Raw genomic sequence first — 16,251 nt, 5'->3', positions numbered from 1 at the left:
TTCACGACTGGGGGATTTTTTTATGCCTGCTGCTTTAGCGCGAAAAGCGTCAGTATCACCATTTTGAAGGTAGTGACAAAATTCGTGTATCGGTTTTACATGTGGTGATTCAAATATGAGTGTCATAGATGAAGATGGTGAGAGTGATTTCGTAATTCCATCATGGTCTTTTGAGATCGGCTTGATGCTTCATCTGGTGGATGTTTTAAATGAGCAAGCTTCAATTTGCGTTCATGAAAGCATTGCTAATTCATTAATTGAAATTTGTGATAAAAAGATTGGCTTTTCCTCAAAGTATAGAGGTATTTATCTCCCAAATAGTCGTTATTTTGTTTCTCCGCTTGTTAGTAATCTCATTGCTCACCACAGGGAAAATGGTATGAGTTATGTTGCCATTACCCATAAATATGGGATTTCTGTGAGGAGTGTTATGCGCAGAATGCAGTCAATTAAAAGGGTGGGTCATGAGAATTGATTATGCTGAGTTGCTTTCAGATAAATCGATGTTTGATGTTTTTTTAAAGTCATGCGCAGTCATGAGGAATGAGACATTAACTGTTTTATATGAAAGCATTAAGAATGGCTTGGAGCAACAAAATTGCTTTGATGAGAAGCTCAGGGCGTCAATTTTTATTGCTATATGTGAAACGATTGGCGGCTCTCAAATATACCTTCCAAATGCTGAGTATTTAAAGAAAAGCCTTGTCATGTTCTCTGTTTACAAAGAGTTTGATGGAAAAAACCAAAAGATGCTTTCTGTTAAATATGGAATTAGCGTTCGTCAAATTCAAAACATTTTAGAAAGCCAGAGAACGCAAAACCGCCTTGCAAGAGATTGTATTGAGCGTTTGGGGGTGAACCGTGCTTGATGTGGATATTAATTCAGGCGTGATCATCGCTGGTGAGCTTTACGAGCGGCTGACTATGCGACCGCTGACAGCCGATCAGAAAGAGGAGCTTGAACAGCACGTTTCCAAGAACGTGAGACGGATGATCCGAGCTGGCCAGATCAAGCCGCTTGGTATCCACCACGCCAAAGCGCTGGAATCGTTCTTCTATCTGCGTGAGATCGCCGTTGCTTCCATCGCCTTTATTGGTGACCGGGCAGGCCCTTTCACCTGGGACGATGTGTGTTCGATGACGGCAGCTGACTGGTTGAGCGTTGCAGCGGCCTCTATGGCGTTGGACGAGGTTGCGCATGGGTGCGTATCGGTTGTGAATCATTAATGCAACCTGATGCGATTTAAATTGGTTTTAAACATGGTTGTAGGTGGCTAAACATGCCCTTTGTAGCGTTGTGCAGTGAAATGCCTCAGGCAGCACCTGAATGGGTGCAGATCATGCCCAGTGGGCCAGAGATCAAAGGCCTCGATGGCCGCAAGTGGAATATGAAGGATCCGGCGAAGCTGATCGACATGTTCAAGAACATGGGATTGCCGCTTGTGATCGATTACGAACACGGCCAAGAGCTCAAAGCGCCGGAAGGTGAAGAGGCTCCGGCAGCAGGCTGGATCGAAGATCTGGAACTGCGTGATGGTGAGTTGTGGGCAAAGGTCAGTTGGACGGAACGAGCGGCCAAGGCGATCAACAGTCGCGAGTACCGTTTCTTGTCTCCGGCGTTCGCCTATAACGCCAGCATGGAGATCCTGAGCCTGTCGAGTGTCGCCCTGACCAATAAGCCAAACCTGGTCATGACCGCTCTCAACAGTCGGGAGCAGGGCGGCAAGGGATGGGAGGAGGTGTCTGTTGCGCTTGGTGTGCAAGTCAAGACGCCAGGCGATGTAATGGCCGCGCTGAATCGCCGTGAAGATATGGCGTTGAACCGGCAAGCAGAGGAGGCGGTTGATCAGGCGATTGCTGATGCCCGCTTCTGCCCAGCCCAACGCGATTTCTTGATCGCTACCTGCCGGGCTCAAGGGGTGGATGCCTTCAAGGCGTTCGCCGACATGAATGGTGCGTTTGACGCACTTGGAAAGCCCATAAAGCTCGGCTCGCTCCCTGGTAAATCACGCTTGAGCGAGTCACAAATCGCAGTGTGCCGCGCTGTTGGCGTGAGCGAAGAACAATTCTTGAACGTGAAGAAGGATCAGTAATATGCCTGCCCCGATTGATATCAATGCCGTAGTAACTGAATCAAGTACCGCCTTTGCCGCTCGCTTTAATGCCGGTGTAGGGACTGCCAAACCCACTTATCAGCAGGTGGCAACCGTATTGCCATCCTCTGCCGGTGCAACCGGTTATGGTTGGCTGGGTGACTTCCCGCGCCTCAAGGAGTGGATCGGTGATCGTCAGTTGAAAGAGCTGGCGAAGCACAAGTACACGATCACCAATAAGCTGTTTGAATCCTCTATCGGTGTTCCTCGCGTTGACTATGAAGATAACGACTATGGCCGTTATGGGATCATCTTTGAGCAGATGGGTTATGACGCAGCGGTTTACCCTGACGAGCATGTATTCAACCTGCTCAAGAATGGTTTCACCGAGCTGTGCTATGACGGTCAACCGTTCTTTGATGTAGATCATCCTCTGGAAACCACTCCGGCCTCTACCGCTTCAAATATCGTAGGTGATCCGGCTGCTACCGGTGCGCCCTGGTTCTTGCTGGATACCAGCCGCCCGCTCAAGCCGCTTATTTGGCAAGAGCGTATTGCGCCTGTCTTTACTGCAATTACCGAAGACAGCAACTCCGAAGTGTTTATGAAGGACAAGTATTATTTCGGTACTCGCGCCCGTGGTAATGCTGGTTATTCCTTCTGGCAAATGGCTGTTGCAAGTAAAGACGCTCTGAATGAAGTAACATTTGAGGCTGCTGTGGCCTTGATGATGAAGCAAAAAGACAGCAATGGCAGCTCTCTGAAAATTCGCCCGACCTTGATGGTCGTTGATGTGAGCTTGCGGGCTGCTGCTGAGAAGCTGCTCAAGCGCAAGACCTTGGATAATGGGGAGGATAATACCCATTACAACGAGGTTGAATTGCTGGTCTCTCAAGACCTGTAATGGAGTGAAAAAGGCCAGCCGCTCGGCTGGCCTTTTTAATTGGGGGATATATGGCTACAAATTTAAAAACGAATATCATTATAGATTTAGGTGGCAACCTTGCTAGTAAGGCTCGGCAATATGGCCAGAGTATGAACCAGTTTGCCGCCAGCAATCAGCGCGCCATGAACATGCTGAAGATGTCTACCGTCGCAGCTGGACGTGGAATTGATTATCTCGGTAGTCGATATGTTGCCTTTGGGGCAGCTTTGGCAAGTGGAGCAGCTGCGCGTGGCTATGCCCAGCTCGATCGCCGTATCTCTCGCATCGCTATTTCGGCCGATATCAGCCGCGAGAAGGCCAAGGAGCTGAAAGACGAGATCAACGCCGTCAGCAACACCAAGGGGATTCGCATCGATCCCAACGAGGCAACCGCCGCCGTAGAAGAGATACTTACCAAGACAGGGGATCTCGACTATGCGATGAGGAACTTGCCAAATATCGCCGCGGTGATTCAGGCCACTGGTTCCGGTGGTGTTGATGTCGGCGGCATCTTCACCGAGTTCAAGAAACTGGCAATCTCCGAAAGCGAAGCGGCAATGAGAGCCATCGATACCCTTAACGTTCAAGGGAAAGAAGGTGCCTTTACATTGGCTGCATTGGCCAAAGAAGGTCCAAAAATATTCGCTGCCTACGCAGCAACTGGCCGGCAGGGGGCAGAGGCAGTAACCGAACTTGGCGCCGCGCTACAGGTCATTAAAGGCGGTGTTGGATCTGAGGCTGAAGCTGTGACGGCCTTCGAATCTCTTATCCGTGACATTACCCGTCCGGAGACCGTAAATAAGCTCAAGCAGTTGGGCGGCATTGAGGTGTTCGATCCAGACCAGCTCAAGCAGGGCAAAGAGGTTATGCGTAGTCTTCCTGTGTTGATTGAGGAGATCGTTACCAAATCAAAAGGTCTGTCTACTAATCTCGCCATGCTCAACTTGACCGACGAGGCCAAGCGTGCGCTAAAACCTGTAATTGCCGAGTTCGTTCAGACCGGTGACGTCAAGGCGTTTGATAAGTTCATGGGCATTGCTGGTGACGGCAGCACTACTCTTAATGATGCCGCTGTGGCTGCTTCTGATTTTGCTGCCAGCCTGCAACTGGTAAGCAATAGCTTAAGCCAATTTTCAAATCAACAATTGGCCGGTCCTGTTGCAGAGCTGGCCGATGCCATTAACAGCCTTGAACCTGACGCCGTACAGCGTTGGTTGGAGGTAGGGTCGAATATCGGGTTGGCAGTTGGCGGCATGGTAGTGGCTAAAAAAGCTATTGATGCTGTGCGCTGGGGAAAAGAAACGTGGGGGGCATTGAAGCCAGGCAAAGGCGGCCATGGTGGGGGTGGTTCTCTTGGTGGAGCGATAGCGGATCTTGGAGCAACACCGGTATATGTGGTGAATATGCCTGGAAGTGGTTTTGATATCCCAACTGGTGGCCCCGATGTTCCAGGCGGAAAAACGCCGAAGAGCATCCAGCTTGCCAAAAAGATCAGCCCGTTCTTGCTGCGTGGAGCGCTCCCATTTACCGCCCTGTACGCTGCCAGCCAATCCGAGCAGGCACATGCTCTTAAGGCTGAATCTGATAACGCCCAGGTTCTTCGTGCCACGCTGCCACAGCCCAAGATGGTCAGTAACTCTGAAGCCTATGCAATGATGGCATCAGGGTTTAGTGCTGCCTCTTCAGGCCTTCCTACCAACCCATTCGCCATGCTGGCAGCTGAGTTGCAAAAGGAGGCTCATGGCCTTTCTGGTGGCGGCAACAACCCGGCACAATCAAGATCATCGCTTGATGTTACCGTCCACTATGATCGCCCTCCTACGGTCAGGGTTCGAGACGTGGCCCCAGGCATGCAAGTTCGCGTTGATAATGGCCCCAGCCTCATGCCGTAATGATCGCCTTTTTGCTGGTGAATTGATCACTCATTGCAGTGATCATTTCACTAGCTTTCAGTGATCAAATTACCCGCGCGCGCACACTGGCAAACAGTGCCGTCACCGGCAGCATGGAGCTCGCTTCCTGAATGTAAAAGAGGCCACTCAAATGCTCGGCCGTGTTGCCTAGCGGCACGCTCTCATCTGTGCGGCTCAACCAGAAGCCGGTCTCGCACCAGGGCACGGGATCGAACTGCCAGCCTTGTGGCTGCATCTTTTCAACGAAGTCAGAGACGGCAATTTTGAGCGTGTTGACTCGGATACTGCGGCGCAGCGGTCGCCGGCAACTTGCAACGAACTCATCCATAGAGAGGTGAGCAGGCATGATGGCCGCTATATGGCGCAAAAAGTGATCGGGTAGATAGATATTGTCGTGCACTGTGCCGTCTCGTTGACCGAAAAAGAGGGGCGACATCTTATCACAGGGCTAGGAATATTCTTAAAGTGCAGCAGGTAAAAATGAACAAGCCCGGCATTTGGCCGGGCTTGGATAACAACGTGAAGAGAGGGATCAGGGTTTGATGCGGGGACTCCACTCCTGCCACTCCTTCTCGGCCTTGCCGTAGAGGGGATAGCTGTGCCCGGCCTTGACGGTCGGCCCCATCTCTTTTTCCGGTGTATTGAAGGCAATGCCGCCAGCAAGCAGGCTCTGCACCGTCTCAACCTCGATAGTGCCACCGGTCAAGCCAATGTCCGCCTTGACCCCGGAGACATTCCAGAAGCGTGAGTTGGCACGCACCAGATGGGCATACTCCTGCTCCACATTGACGTCGATCACCACCTCGCTGCCATCGCGGGCCAGTGCTACCTTGGTAACGCTGCCGACCACCATCTTGCGAAACAGCAGCGGGCTGCCAACCGAGAGGCCATTCACCGACGGGCTTTTCAGAGTGAGGGACAAACCGGCAGGGCCGCTCTGGCTCAGGGGGAAGCTGTTCCGACCAGCCCCTTTACCGGGCTCGGCCTCGACAAAGGCCCCCTTGATCAGGGTATCGAGATGGGCCACACCACCCAGACCCAGCTTGGCTTGCACCAGGGTAAAGCGCGCGCCGGATTGCAGGAAACGCTCGGCGTACTGGCCATCCAGCTCGGCTTTGAAGATCACCTGACCCAAGGTCGGCTCCAGTTCAATCTGCTCAATCTTGCCGATATCTACCCCGCGATAACGGATCGGGCTGCCAATCCCGAGCCCCGGATTACTCTCAGCCACCAGTGACAGCTGGCGTACCTTAGCCTTGGCTTGCTCCTTATTGTCAAACAGCTGATGGCTGCTGCGGCCATTGGCCAGATAGTCGAACTCGATGGCACCGCGCAGCAGGGTACCAAGATTGCCAACTTTTAGCTGCACACCATCGACCCGTACCCGGGTGTCGATAGCCGGTTTTTTCCAGAATTGTGGCTGGCGGGCGAGGAGAGGGGCATAGATGCCGTCAATCTCGAGCTCTATCTCCACTCCCTCTTTGGCGGCGCGCAGCTGTTTCACCTTGCCCGCTTCCAACCCCAGATAGAGCACGGGAGAACCGATGCCGATGCCGTCCGCCTGATCCGCCTTGAGCAACCAGCGTTGCGGCTTGGCATCACGAGTACCGAGCAGTGCCAGCTCCTGATTGGGGTAGAGACGGTTGATCCGCTCGCCGCTACTCGCCTGCACCAGCTTGATGCCACCACTCAGCCAGGCACTGGCCGGGCTTGCCTCGACCTTGATACCGCTCAGATCAGCATCTATCTGTAGCGGCGCAGCGCGATAGAAGCGGGCACGGTTCAACAGATGGGCGTAAGCGGGTTGGATCTGCAGGGCTACGCTGGCATTGCCGCGCCCATCGAGATCGAGCTGGCTGATGCGACCAACCTGCAGCCCCTTGTACCAGATGGGGGCATCCTGATTAAGACCGGCCAGATCGTCCGCTTGCAATGTCACCTTGATGCCATCTTGTGGCGCCCGATCGGTCAGCGTCATTCTGGCCACTTCCTTACCCGCCACATAGTCAAGGCGAATGGCAGGGCCGGAGAGCAGCCGATCGGCATTCTTCACACCGGTCGGGGAGAGAGAAACGCTCTCCCATACCAGCTGACTCTTGTCGGTGATGCGATATGCCTGCTCCGGATTGATCAGTGCCGTCACCACCCGCCCCTTGTCAGTAAGGTGGATGGGATCGACGCGACCAATTTCTATCCCTTCGAAGAGAATGGGCATCCCCTCCTTGATGGGCAGATCACCCGCCACAATATCGATGCGCTTGCCGCGCGCCGCTTCTGCCAGCCCCTTGTAGAGGACGAAGGTTTGTCCTTTCTCCGACTCGGGAGACGCTTTGGGGGAGTCAAAGGCGATGCCGCCGCTCAGAATGGAAGTGAGGCTGCCAGCCTCAACGCTGACGCCAGCCAGACTGAAAGAGCCCTTGATGCCACTGATGTTCCAGAAGCGGGTATCGGTTTTGACCAGATGTTCAAAACGAGGCTCGATCACCAGATCCAGAATGACGTTCTGGTTGTCCTGACCCAAGCGGGTATTGATAACGCTACCCACTTCGATACCGCGAAAATAGAGCTTGGCACCGATGCCGACCGAGCCCAGCGAATCGGCGGTCAGATGCAACATCCGCCCTTGCGCCTGATAGCCGGGGGGAGGGCCGTCGAGGGCATCAAACTTCTCCTGCAGCGGGTTGCTCTCGCGCCCCGGTTGCAAGTTGATGTAGTTACCGGAGACCAGGGTATCGAGACCGGAGATCTCGGTCAGCGATGCCTTGGGGCTCACCAGCCAGAAGTCGGATCCCTTGCGAATAAGCGGGCGGGCACGGCTATCAATCTTGGCCAGCACCGCAATGCGACGACCATCCTCGGCCAGCTCCAGCTCCTGCACCACCCCGATGGCAACCCCCTGATAACGGATCTGGGTCTTGCCCGGCAAGATGCCGTTACCCTGAGCAAAGTTGATCTGGATAAGCTGGCCGCGGCTCGCTATCTGTTGATAGAGAAAGCCGCCAGCCAGCAGCAGGGCGATGAGTGGTAACAACCAGACTGGCGATAGCCAGCGGCGCTTTTCGATGACGGGTTCAGCCCCGATCATAGTGACTCCTTATTGACCGGGCGCAGCCGCCCATCAGACAGAAACAGAAAACGCATCAACGGGCCGCCTTGTCCCAAAGCAGCCGGGTATCGAGCATGCGGGCCGACATCATGGTCAACACCACTACGCCGGCAAAAGCGGTGGCACCCGGGCCAGCCCGGACGCTCAGCATGACGCCACGATCGACCAGCGCCACCATCAGCGAAATGACAAACAGATCCAGCATCGACCAACGGCCGATAAAGTCGATCACCCGATACATCAATAGCTGGCGTTTGCGCCGCACCGGTTTGGCCCGTTGCAGCTGCCAGCAGATCCAGGCCAACCCGATTATCTTGCCCACCGGTACCAGTATGCTGGCGGTGAGCACTATGGTGGCAATCCCGCTCATCTTGCTGCGATAAAGCATCAGGATCCCGCTGAAGATGGTATCCGACTGCAATAGTCCCTTGTTGTAGAAGTGGGTGATGGGCAGCAGGTTGGCGGGGAGCAGCATAAAGGTGGCCAGCGCCAGCAAGCCCCACGACCAGGCTAGCGAATGAGGGATCCGCACCTGCAGCTTGCTGTCGCAACGTGGGCAGACGCATCCCACCTGATAACGCACCAGCAGGCCGCAGGTATGGCAGCGGCAGAGCCCCATCTCACGGGCGCTGGTCATCGCCTTTCTCCTTGAGCGGGATCCGATCCCAATAGGGGGCCGGATCAAAGAGGATCAGCAAACTCATGTTGAGCAGCATCAGAATGCCGAGGCTGAGCAGTCCGCCACCCAGCCTGACATCGGCGATATCGATCAGTTTGAACAGGGCAACCAGCAGGCTGACGATATAGACCTCCAGCATGGCCCAGTGACGAAACACTTCGACGGCCTTCAAGGTTGGCGCAAGGAGATGCCAGCGTTTGGCAACGCCCGATGCCAGCGCAAAGATCCCGGTCAGCAGACCGATAGGGGCCAGCACGGCGCACCAGAGCACCAGGGAAGCAACCCAGAACTCCCCTTCGCCAAACAGCACAAAAATCCCGTGCAACAAGTTGGCATCGGAGTTGACGCCAGCCAGCCGCAGATAGATGAGGGGCTCGAAAAAGGCGGAGGGGAGCAGCAGGAATCCGGTGATGGTCAGCGCCATCAATTGGGAGGGACGAAAAGCATAACGGCCATAGAGATGCTGGTGACAGCGAGGGCAGTGGGCATGACGACGCAGCGGCAGCGCCTTGCGCTGGATAAGCAAGTCGCACGCCGGACAGACGATCACGGAACCGGGCTCCATCATACAATTCAACCTGTTGAAGCAATTGGTGAAATTTACCCTAAAACCGGTTCCCTGTCTTGCCTGCCTCCTTAATGTTACGAAAGTATAATTGACGTTAACGTAAACGTGATATTAGATGGTCAAACCAGACAGATGAAAGGAGTCATGATGTCCAGTTTGCCCCCCTCGGCAGGGCTGCGTTTTCGTACCGCCCTTGCCAACGAAAAGCCACTACAGATCGTCGGCACCATCAACGCCTATATGGCGCTGATGGCCGAACGCAGCGGCTTTCAGGCGATCTACCTCTCGGGAGCCGGTGTCGCCAACGCTTCCTATGGCCTGCCGGATCTCGGCATGACTTCCCTTAACGATGTGCTGATCGATGCCGAGCGGATCACGGCGACCACCCGAGTGCCGCTGCTGGTCGATATCGATACCGGCTGGGGCGGGGCATTCAACATCGCCCGCACCATTCGCGCGTTCGAGCGGGCCGGTGTCGCCGCCGTCCATATGGAAGATCAGGTCGCCCAAAAGCGCTGCGGTCATCGCCCCAACAAGGCGGTAGTGTCGCTGGAGGAGATGTGCGATCGCATCAAGGCGGCAGTAGATGCCCGCGAGAATGGCGAGTTCGTCATCATGGCGCGCACCGATGCGCTGGCAGTGGAGGGGATGGAGTCGGCTCTTGAGCGCACCGCCGCCTATGCGGCCGCCGGGGCCGACATGATCTTCGCCGAGGCGGTGACCGAGTTGGCCCAATACGACCAGTTCAAGCAGGCGGCCCAAGTGCCGATCCTTGCCAATATGACCGAGTTCGGCAAAACCGAGCTGTTTGACAAGGAGCTGCTTGCCGCCCACGGGGTCGACATGGTGCTCTATCCATTGAGTGCCAACCGGGCCGCCAATCAAGCCGCCCTCAACGTCTATCACCATATTCGCCAGGATGGCCATCAACGGGCCGTCGTGGAGACCATGCAGACCCGGGAGTCGCTCTACGACTTTCTCGGATATCACCACTACGAGCAGACACTGGATCGTCTGTTTTCAGCCAAGGAATAGGAGGCAGCTTATGGGACAACAGAAACCGTTGGGCGGGGCAGGTCTGCGCGGCCAAAGCGCAGGGGAGACTAGTATCTGCACCGTGGGCAAGAGTGGCACCGGTCTTACCTATCGCGGTTACGACATCAAGGAGCTGGCCGATAGCGCCCAGTTCGAGGAGGTCGCCTATCTGCTGCTGAAGGGAGAGTTGCCGAGTAACCAGCAACTGGCTAACTACAAACGCGAGCTGCGCCGCTTGCGCACGTTGCCGGCGGCGCTGCTGGAGGTGCTGGAGCGCATTCCCGCCGATGCTCATCCGATGGATGTGCTGCGTACCGGTTGCTCCATGCTCGGCGATCTGGAGCCGGAAGATGGTTTCGAGCATGAACACGAAGTGGCGGATCGGCTGCTGGCCGCCTTTCCGGGCATTCTGATCTACTGGTACAAGTTCAGCCACGAGGGCGTTCGCATCGCCCTCGACAGCGACGAGGAGTGTATCGGCGGCCACTTTCTGGCGCTGCTGCATCAGAAGGCGCCAAGCGAGCTGGAGCGTCGGGTGATGCATGTGTCCCTCATCCTCTACGCTGAGCATGAGTTCAACGCCTCCACCTTTGCGGCGCGAGTCTGCGCCTCGACCCTTTCCGACATGTTCTCCTGCATCACCGCCGCCATCGGCACCCTGCGCGGCCCGCTCCATGGCGGGGCCAACGAGGCGGCCATGGCGATGATCGAACATTGGCAAGATGAGACGCAGGCAAGGCGCGAACTGCTGGCCAAGCTGGCGGCCAAGGAGAAGATCATGGGCTTTGGCCACGCCATCTATCGCACCTCGGATCCGCGCAACGTCATCATCAAGGAGTGGTCGGCCAAACTTGCCGAGGCGGTGGGTGATGATCGCCTCTACCGCGTCTCCTGCGAGGCTGAGAAGGTGATGTGGGAGGAGAAAGAGCTCTTTCCCAACGCCGACTTCTTCCATGCCAGCGCCTATCACTACATGGGGATCCCGACCAAGCTGTTCACCCCCATCTTCGTCTGCTCGCGGGTCACCGGCTGGTGCGCCCACGTGATGGAGCAGCGCGAGCACAACCGGATCATCCGCCCGAGCGCCGATTATGTCGGCCCGGCCCCCCGTCACTTTGTCTCTCTACAACAACGATAAGGAAGTCACGATGTCCGCCAACGTCGACGTCAACCACAGACCAGACCCCGATCAGGTGCTGGTCGATATTGCCGATTATGTCTGCAACCACCCCATTACCAGCAAGGCGGCTCTCGACACCGCCCGCTACTGCCTGATGGATACGCTAGGCTGTGGCCTCTTGGCCCTGCGCTTCCCCGAATGCACCAAGCACCTTGGCCCCATCGTCCCCGGCACCCTCGTGCCCCACGGTGCCCGGGTGCCCGGCACCCAGCTCTGCCTCGACCCGGTCAAGGCGGCCTGGGACATCGGTGCCATCATCCGCTGGCTCGATTACAACGACACCTGGCTGGCCGCCGAGTGGGGTCACCCATCCGACAATCTGGGCGGTATTCTCGCCACCGCCGACTGGCTCTCCCGTACTCGCGTGGCCGAGGGCAAGGCGCCGCTCACCATGGCCGATGTGCTGGTGGCCATGGTCAAAGCCCACGAAATTCAGGGGGTGCTGGCGCTGGAGAATTCCTTCAATCGGGTCGGTCTCGATCACGTGGTACTGGTTAAGGTCGCTAGCACCGCCGTGGTGACTCATATGCTGGGGGGCACCCGCGATCAGGTGATCGATGCGGTCTCCCAAGCCTGGGTCGATGGCCAGAGCCTGCGTACTTACCGTCATGCCCCCAATGCGGGATCGCGCAAGAGCTGGGCGGCGGGGGATGCCACCTCCCGCGCAGTGCGCCTCGCCCTTATCACCATGAGCGGCGAGATGGGCTATCCCGGTGTGCTGAGCGCCCCCAAGTGGGGCTTCTACGATGTGCTGTTCAAGGGCAACCAGTTCGCCCTGCATCAGGGGTACGGCAGCTATGTGATGGAGAACGTGCTGTTCAAGATCTCCTATCCTGCCGAGTTCCATGCCCAGACCGCGGTGGAGTGCGCCATGAAGTTGCATGGTCAGGTGAAGGGGCGGCTCGACGAGATAGACCGTATCGAGCTCACCACTCATGAGTCGGCCATTCGCATCATCAGCAAGGTCGGCGCCCTCAACAACCCGGCCGATCGGGATCACTGCCTGCAGTACATGGTGGCGGTGCCGCTGATCTTCGGTCGACTCATTGCTGAGGATTACGAGGACGATGTTGCCGCCGATCCCCGCATCGACGCGCTGCGCAGCAAGATGGTGGTGCAGGAGGATAAACGCTACAGCCGCGAATATCTGGAGGCAGACAAGCGCTCCATCGCCAACGCCATCCAGATCTTCTTCAAGGACGGTACTCACACCGCCAAGGTGGAGGTGGAGTATCCGGTCGGCCATCGCCGCCGCCGGGAGGAGGGGATCCCGCTGCTGGTGGAGAAATTCCAGCACAATCTGGCTACCCGCTTCCCGGCCAAACGGGTCAGCGACATCCTTGCCCTCTGTCAGGACGGGCCACGGCTTGCCGCCACCCCGGTACACGCCTTTATGGATCTGCTGGTGATCTGACCGATATCTACCGGCAAACAGCGATAAACGAAAAGCGGGCCCAGCGGCCCGCTTTGTCGTCTGGCAACGGTTATCTGGCAACCTCTTGCACAATCAAACGTTCAGACGTTGCTACTTCTGCCTGTTACCAACGATCGGGCCTCGCGTTGTTGTAATGTCACCACCACGGCAACGATCCGCTTCCCGCACACTGTTTCACTGACGTAACAATGACCAATTTCAACTCGATTTATTTGCAACAATCTTCGTCTATCGAGCTTAAGCCAGCACGCTGCTATCACCGCTAAAGAGCGCCGTCATGATCGCCGTCTCGCGACTGGCGATGGTTTCAAGAAACTCGTTGGCACGCCCCATGTGATGACACACCTGATAGCCCCGCTCGACAAAGGAGAAGAGCTCGCCAAGCCCCGCCAAATGGGCCGGGCCCGAGACCAGCTTGAGGGTTGCTCCCAGCAGCGGCTTTCTCGCCAGCCGATCCAGCGTCATGCCAAGCTGGCTCACCAGCGTAATCTGATGCTCCCGACGCGCCTGCTCACCCACGGCGCGATAGGCAATGGTGTAGTGTTCGGCGGTAATGGGATTGAGCCCGCCAATGCGGCGCAGCGCCACCACCATCAGGTAATCGAGCTCTTCGGAGAGGGCGTCGAGCTCGATCGCCTGCGCCAGCACCTTGTGGCCGGACTCCGGCAACAGCCGCTCTGCAGTTGGCATCACCCGCATCACGTCGGCATCGCGGCGAGCACTGTCACCCGGCCCGTAGAGATCGGTCAGAAAGAAGCGGGCGGCCGGGCCATAACGGTCGCTCTCCAGCAAATCCATGTGGGTGCGCCCCAGCCGGTCGGCCTGCCACTGACGCAAGCAGTCCCGATCCTGCATATCTTGCGGATGGCTGCGCATCTGCTCGCGCAAAGCCGCCACCCGATTGAGCTGGCGATAGAGCTGGCCAAGGGTGCTCTCGTCATCGGGGAAGTGGGATTGATGGGTCATCGACAGCTCTCTGATTGTGTGTAACAGGACGGAGTTATAGATTCGAAATAGACAACCGAATGAAAAACAAACAGTTTTTACACCTTCTTCACTGCCAAGTGTAGCCTGAAGGCGACCGGGAATAAATCCTCCGCCACGCCAACCCTTGCCATGACGGCAGACACTGTTAAGTGAGTCCCATTTATGTAAATGACTCTTTCACTTGTTGTGAACATGTGTTTAATATCAACAGATATGTCATTACCCTGAGTACTCATCATGTTTCTATACGATTCGCTCGCTGGCAGTCGCGGGCTCTCAACCATCCAGATCAGCCGTCAACACCCGCTGGGGTTGGCTGGTGCCCGGGTGGCCGCAGAAGCCATCGCCCAGGACATGTGCGAAAACTATCAACTGGATTGTGAATGGGCGGATGAAGAGGAGACTGAATTGCGGTTTCGTGGCTCGGGCGTTCATGGTTCGCTCATTCTCGATGAGGAGAATTTGCAGCTCGATGTTCATCTTGGCCTGATGCTGCTGCCGGTACGCAGTGTGCTGGAGCAGGAGATCCTCGATTATGTGGAGAATCGATTACCCTGCCCGAAACGGGTATGAAACCAATTTCACCCGCCATTTTAAATAGCGGTGAAGAGAGTAAGACATGTATTGAACAGGCTATTTCTGCTCGACTCTCTGCTTATTGTTCGGTGAATGTTTAGCAATGCATTTTGGATATTTAATATAGCCATCACTTTTCGTACTTAATATTTCGAGCCGGCCTGACCACCTCATCTTTAATTACGTTTTCCGCTCATTGCGAGATGAAGGGAGAAGGTTTCTGGCTGTCTCGACAATTTCATTTTGCAGGGAAACAGCATGCCAACGAGTGAATTTATCTCTTGCGTTGATACCGCATGGCTACGCATGGACAGACCCAACAACCTGATGCAGATCATCGGCGTTCTGATGTTTGAAGGGCAGCTTGATGAAGAGCGTCTGCGCAACGGGTTGCGCCACACCATTTCGGTACAGCCCCGCTTCCACCAGCGGGCCGTGCTGGAGGGGGGATCCTACTGCTGGCGCCATGATCCCGACTTCGATCTCGACCAGCACCTCAAGCGCGTGATCCTGCCCGGCAAGGCGGGCAAAATCGAGCTGGAGAAGCTGGTGGCCGATCTCGCCTCGACCCCGCTCAACCACCAGCGTCCCCTGTGGGACATGCACCTTACCGACACCTCGCTGGGCGGTCAGGCGCTGGTGGTGCGCATCCACCACGCTATGGGGGATGGCTTCTCGCTGGTGCGGGCCATGCTCACCATGATGGACAACTCGCCGCAGCCGGTCACCCCCATCCGTCCCAAGGCGGCGCCGGAGCCCGCCGATGAGGAGGACGATGACGACACGCCCCACGGCAGTAGGCTGGTCAAGGCGGGCCTCAAGCTGACCGGCACCCTCTGGTCCAAATATGTCGAGGTGCTGACCCATCCCACCAAGGCGGTGGATTACCTCAAAGCCGGTCGCGATGTGGCCAGCGAGCTGTGCAACATTGCGACGCTGGGCGATGATTCACCCTCCCGCCTCAAGGGCAAGACAGGCAGCAGCAAGCGGGTTGCCTGGTCGGAACAGATCCCGCTGCCCGACATCAAGGCGGTGGGCAAAGTGTTGGGCTGCTCGGTCAACGACCTGCTGATCGCCGCCACCGCCGGTGCGTTTCGTCACTACCTGGAAGAGAAGGGGGACGATGTCGACAACATCGAAATTCGTGCCCTGGTGCCGGTCAATATGCGCTCCCCAGACGATGACGGTGCCCTTGGCAACCGCTTCGGGCTGGTGGCCCTCGATCTGCCGATCGATATCGCCCATCCACTGCAGCGCCTCTATGCGGTGCGAGATCGGATGCAGGCGCTGCGCAGCTCGCTGCAGCCAGTCGTGGTGCTCAATCTGCTCCATGGTCTTGGCATGGCGCCCAAGGCGGTACAACAGCAGGCGGTTGATCTGCTGGCGGCTAAAGCCAGCGCGGTGATCACCAATGTGCCGGGGCCGCAGCAGACCCTCTATCTGGCCGGTGCGCGCCTGCGCCAGCCGCTGTTCTGGGTGCCACAGGCAGGGGATATCGGCGTCGGCGTCTCCATCCTCTCCTACGATCACGGCGTACAGCTGGGGCTTATCACCGACAAGAAGCTGGTACCGGATCCTGATCAGGTTGTCGACCGCTTCGCCGTGGAGTTTGAACAACTTCTGCTGCTGGTGTTGCTGGAGCCGGAGCTGCTGTTCGATCCGAACGGCCTTGATGCGCTACTGGGCTGATCCGGTACGTAAAAATCCCGATAAAAAGAGGCCAACCCGCGGGTTGGCCTCTTTGCAATCTGTTG

General features: G+C 56.6%; 15 protein-coding genes and 1 pseudogene. 11 read left to right on the top strand and 5 right to left on the bottom strand.

Annotated features, from left to right (window positions below; genetic code table 11):
• The first annotated feature begins 115 nt into the window (after positions 1-115).
• The 6 genes from BS300_RS20945 to BS300_RS01010 are packed head-to-tail and all read left to right on the top strand — an operon-like array spanning position 116 to position 4,910.
• Positions 116-475: a hypothetical protein gene (locus tag BS300_RS20945; protein WP_143241661.1), complete on the top strand. Its 360-nt coding sequence runs from the start codon at positions 116-118 to the stop codon at positions 473-475.
• On the top strand, positions 465-869 hold the full coding sequence (locus tag BS300_RS01030; protein ID WP_071910160.1) for a Mor transcription activator family protein: 405 nt from the start codon (positions 465-467) through the stop codon (positions 867-869). Before BS300_RS20945 ends, BS300_RS01030 begins: the two co-directional genes overlap by 11 nt.
• The gene (locus BS300_RS01025; RefSeq protein ID WP_071910158.1) at positions 862-1,227 is read left to right on the top strand and encodes a hypothetical protein; all 366 of its coding nucleotides are present in this window, start codon (positions 862-864) and stop codon (positions 1,225-1,227) included. The genes BS300_RS01030 and BS300_RS01025 overlap by 8 nt, the downstream gene beginning before the upstream one ends.
• 53 nt (positions 1,228-1,280) lie before the next feature.
• Complete coding sequence (locus tag BS300_RS01020; protein WP_071910156.1) at positions 1,281-2,093, top strand: phage protease; 813 nt, start codon at positions 1,281-1,283, stop codon at positions 2,091-2,093.
• Between the two features lies 1 nt (position 2,094).
• Positions 2,095-2,997 carry a Mu-like prophage major head subunit gpT family protein gene (locus tag BS300_RS01015; protein ID WP_071910154.1) on the top strand — a complete coding sequence of 301 codons (903 nt, stop codon included), beginning with the start codon at positions 2,095-2,097 and terminating at the stop codon, positions 2,995-2,997.
• A gap of 50 nt (positions 2,998-3,047) precedes the next feature.
• Positions 3,048-4,910, top strand: a complete 1,863-nt coding sequence (locus BS300_RS01010; RefSeq protein WP_071910152.1) for a phage tail tape measure protein — start codon at positions 3,048-3,050, stop codon at positions 4,908-4,910.
• Positions 4,911-4,995: 85 nt separating this feature from the next.
• On the opposite strand, the pseudogene yebU reads toward BS300_RS01010, so the two are convergent.
• The 4 genes and pseudogenes from yebU to BS300_RS00990 form a co-directional block, all read right to left on the bottom strand.
• Positions 4,996-5,331: pseudogene (gene yebU / locus BS300_RS01005) on the bottom strand (16S rRNA (cytosine(1407)-C(5))-methyltransferase RsmF); the annotation flags it as partial.
• Positions 5,332-5,463: 132 nt separating this feature from the next.
• A complete protein-coding gene (locus tag BS300_RS01000; protein WP_071910148.1) occupies positions 5,464-8,016 on the bottom strand; it encodes an MlaD family protein in 2,553 nt (850 codons plus the stop codon).
• 55 nt (positions 8,017-8,071) lie between these two features.
• Positions 8,072-8,674 (bottom strand): paraquat-inducible protein A, encoded by a 603-nt coding sequence (locus BS300_RS00995; protein WP_071910146.1) that lies wholly within the window; start codon positions 8,672-8,674, stop codon positions 8,072-8,074.
• A complete protein-coding gene (locus BS300_RS00990; RefSeq protein ID WP_071910144.1) occupies positions 8,658-9,284 on the bottom strand; it encodes a paraquat-inducible protein A in 627 nt (208 codons plus the stop codon). The genes BS300_RS00995 and BS300_RS00990 overlap by 17 nt, the downstream gene beginning before the upstream one ends.
• Positions 9,285-9,431: 147 nt before the next feature.
• On the opposite strand from BS300_RS00990, the gene prpB reads away from it, so the two are divergent.
• The 3 genes from prpB to BS300_RS00975 are packed head-to-tail and all read left to right on the top strand — an operon-like array spanning position 9,432 to position 12,913.
• Positions 9,432-10,319, top strand: coding sequence for a methylisocitrate lyase (gene prpB, locus BS300_RS00985; protein WP_071910142.1), 888 nt, complete (start codon positions 9,432-9,434; stop codon positions 10,317-10,319).
• 10 nt (positions 10,320-10,329) lie between these two features.
• Entirely contained in the window at positions 10,330-11,457 is a 1,128-nt protein-coding gene (gene prpC, locus BS300_RS00980) for a 2-methylcitrate synthase (protein WP_071910140.1), read from the top strand.
• Positions 11,458-11,467: 10 nt separating this feature from the next.
• On the top strand, positions 11,468-12,913 hold the full coding sequence (locus BS300_RS00975) for a bifunctional 2-methylcitrate dehydratase/aconitate hydratase (protein ID WP_071910138.1): 1,446 nt from the start codon (positions 11,468-11,470) through the stop codon (positions 12,911-12,913).
• Positions 12,914-13,171: 258 nt separating this feature from the next.
• Here BS300_RS00975 and BS300_RS00970 read toward each other — a convergent pair whose 3' ends face one another.
• Complete coding sequence (locus tag BS300_RS00970) at positions 13,172-13,900, bottom strand: hypothetical protein (RefSeq protein WP_071910137.1); 729 nt, start codon at positions 13,898-13,900, stop codon at positions 13,172-13,174.
• A gap of 258 nt (positions 13,901-14,158) precedes the next feature.
• Between BS300_RS00970 and BS300_RS00960 the strand changes: the two genes are divergently transcribed.
• Both BS300_RS00960 and BS300_RS00955 read left to right on the top strand, forming a co-directional pair.
• On the top strand, positions 14,159-14,494 hold the full coding sequence (locus BS300_RS00960) for a polyhydroxyalkanoic acid system family protein (protein WP_042030967.1): 336 nt from the start codon (positions 14,159-14,161) through the stop codon (positions 14,492-14,494).
• A 261-nt stretch (positions 14,495-14,755) separates the two neighbouring features.
• Positions 14,756-16,186, top strand: a complete 1,431-nt coding sequence (locus tag BS300_RS00955) for a wax ester/triacylglycerol synthase family O-acyltransferase (RefSeq protein ID WP_071910133.1) — start codon at positions 14,756-14,758, stop codon at positions 16,184-16,186.
• Positions 16,187-16,251: the final 65 nt, after the last annotated feature.

This window comes from Aeromonas sp. SCS5 (genome assembly GCF_001887375.1).
Taxonomy (GTDB): Bacteria; Pseudomonadota; Gammaproteobacteria; order Enterobacterales; family Aeromonadaceae; genus Aeromonas; species Aeromonas jandaei.
Note: the sequence above shows the minus strand (reverse complement) of the source record. Positions and strands in the feature narration are given on the sequence as shown.

Coding starts and splice junctions, on each gene's coding strand:
- BS300_RS20945 (WP_143241661.1), top strand. CDS start 116: ATGAGTGTCATAGATGAAGATGGTGAGAGTGATTTCGTAATTCCATCA.
- BS300_RS01030 (WP_071910160.1), top strand. CDS start 465: ATGAGAATTGATTATGCTGAGTTGCTTTCAGATAAATCGATGTTTGAT.
- BS300_RS01020 (WP_071910156.1), top strand. CDS start 1,281: ATGCCCTTTGTAGCGTTGTGCAGTGAAATGCCTCAGGCAGCACCTGAA.
- BS300_RS01015 (WP_071910154.1), top strand. CDS start 2,095: ATGCCTGCCCCGATTGATATCAATGCCGTAGTAACTGAATCAAGTACC.
- BS300_RS01010 (WP_071910152.1), top strand. CDS start 3,048: ATGGCTACAAATTTAAAAACGAATATCATTATAGATTTAGGTGGCAAC.
- BS300_RS01000 (WP_071910148.1), bottom strand. CDS start 8,016: ATGATCGGGGCTGAACCCGTCATCGAAAAGCGCCGCTGGCTATCGCCA.
- BS300_RS00995 (WP_071910146.1), bottom strand. CDS start 8,674: ATGACCAGCGCCCGTGAGATGGGGCTCTGCCGCTGCCATACCTGCGGC.
- BS300_RS00990 (WP_071910144.1), bottom strand. CDS start 9,284: ATGATGGAGCCCGGTTCCGTGATCGTCTGTCCGGCGTGCGACTTGCTT.
- prpB (WP_071910142.1), top strand. CDS start 9,432: ATGTCCAGTTTGCCCCCCTCGGCAGGGCTGCGTTTTCGTACCGCCCTT.
- prpC (WP_071910140.1), top strand. CDS start 10,330: ATGGGACAACAGAAACCGTTGGGCGGGGCAGGTCTGCGCGGCCAAAGC.
- BS300_RS00975 (WP_071910138.1), top strand. CDS start 11,468: ATGTCCGCCAACGTCGACGTCAACCACAGACCAGACCCCGATCAGGTG.
- BS300_RS00970 (WP_071910137.1), bottom strand. CDS start 13,900: ATGACCCATCAATCCCACTTCCCCGATGACGAGAGCACCCTTGGCCAG.
- BS300_RS00960 (WP_042030967.1), top strand. CDS start 14,159: ATGTTTCTATACGATTCGCTCGCTGGCAGTCGCGGGCTCTCAACCATC.
- BS300_RS00955 (WP_071910133.1), top strand. CDS start 14,756: ATGCCAACGAGTGAATTTATCTCTTGCGTTGATACCGCATGGCTACGC.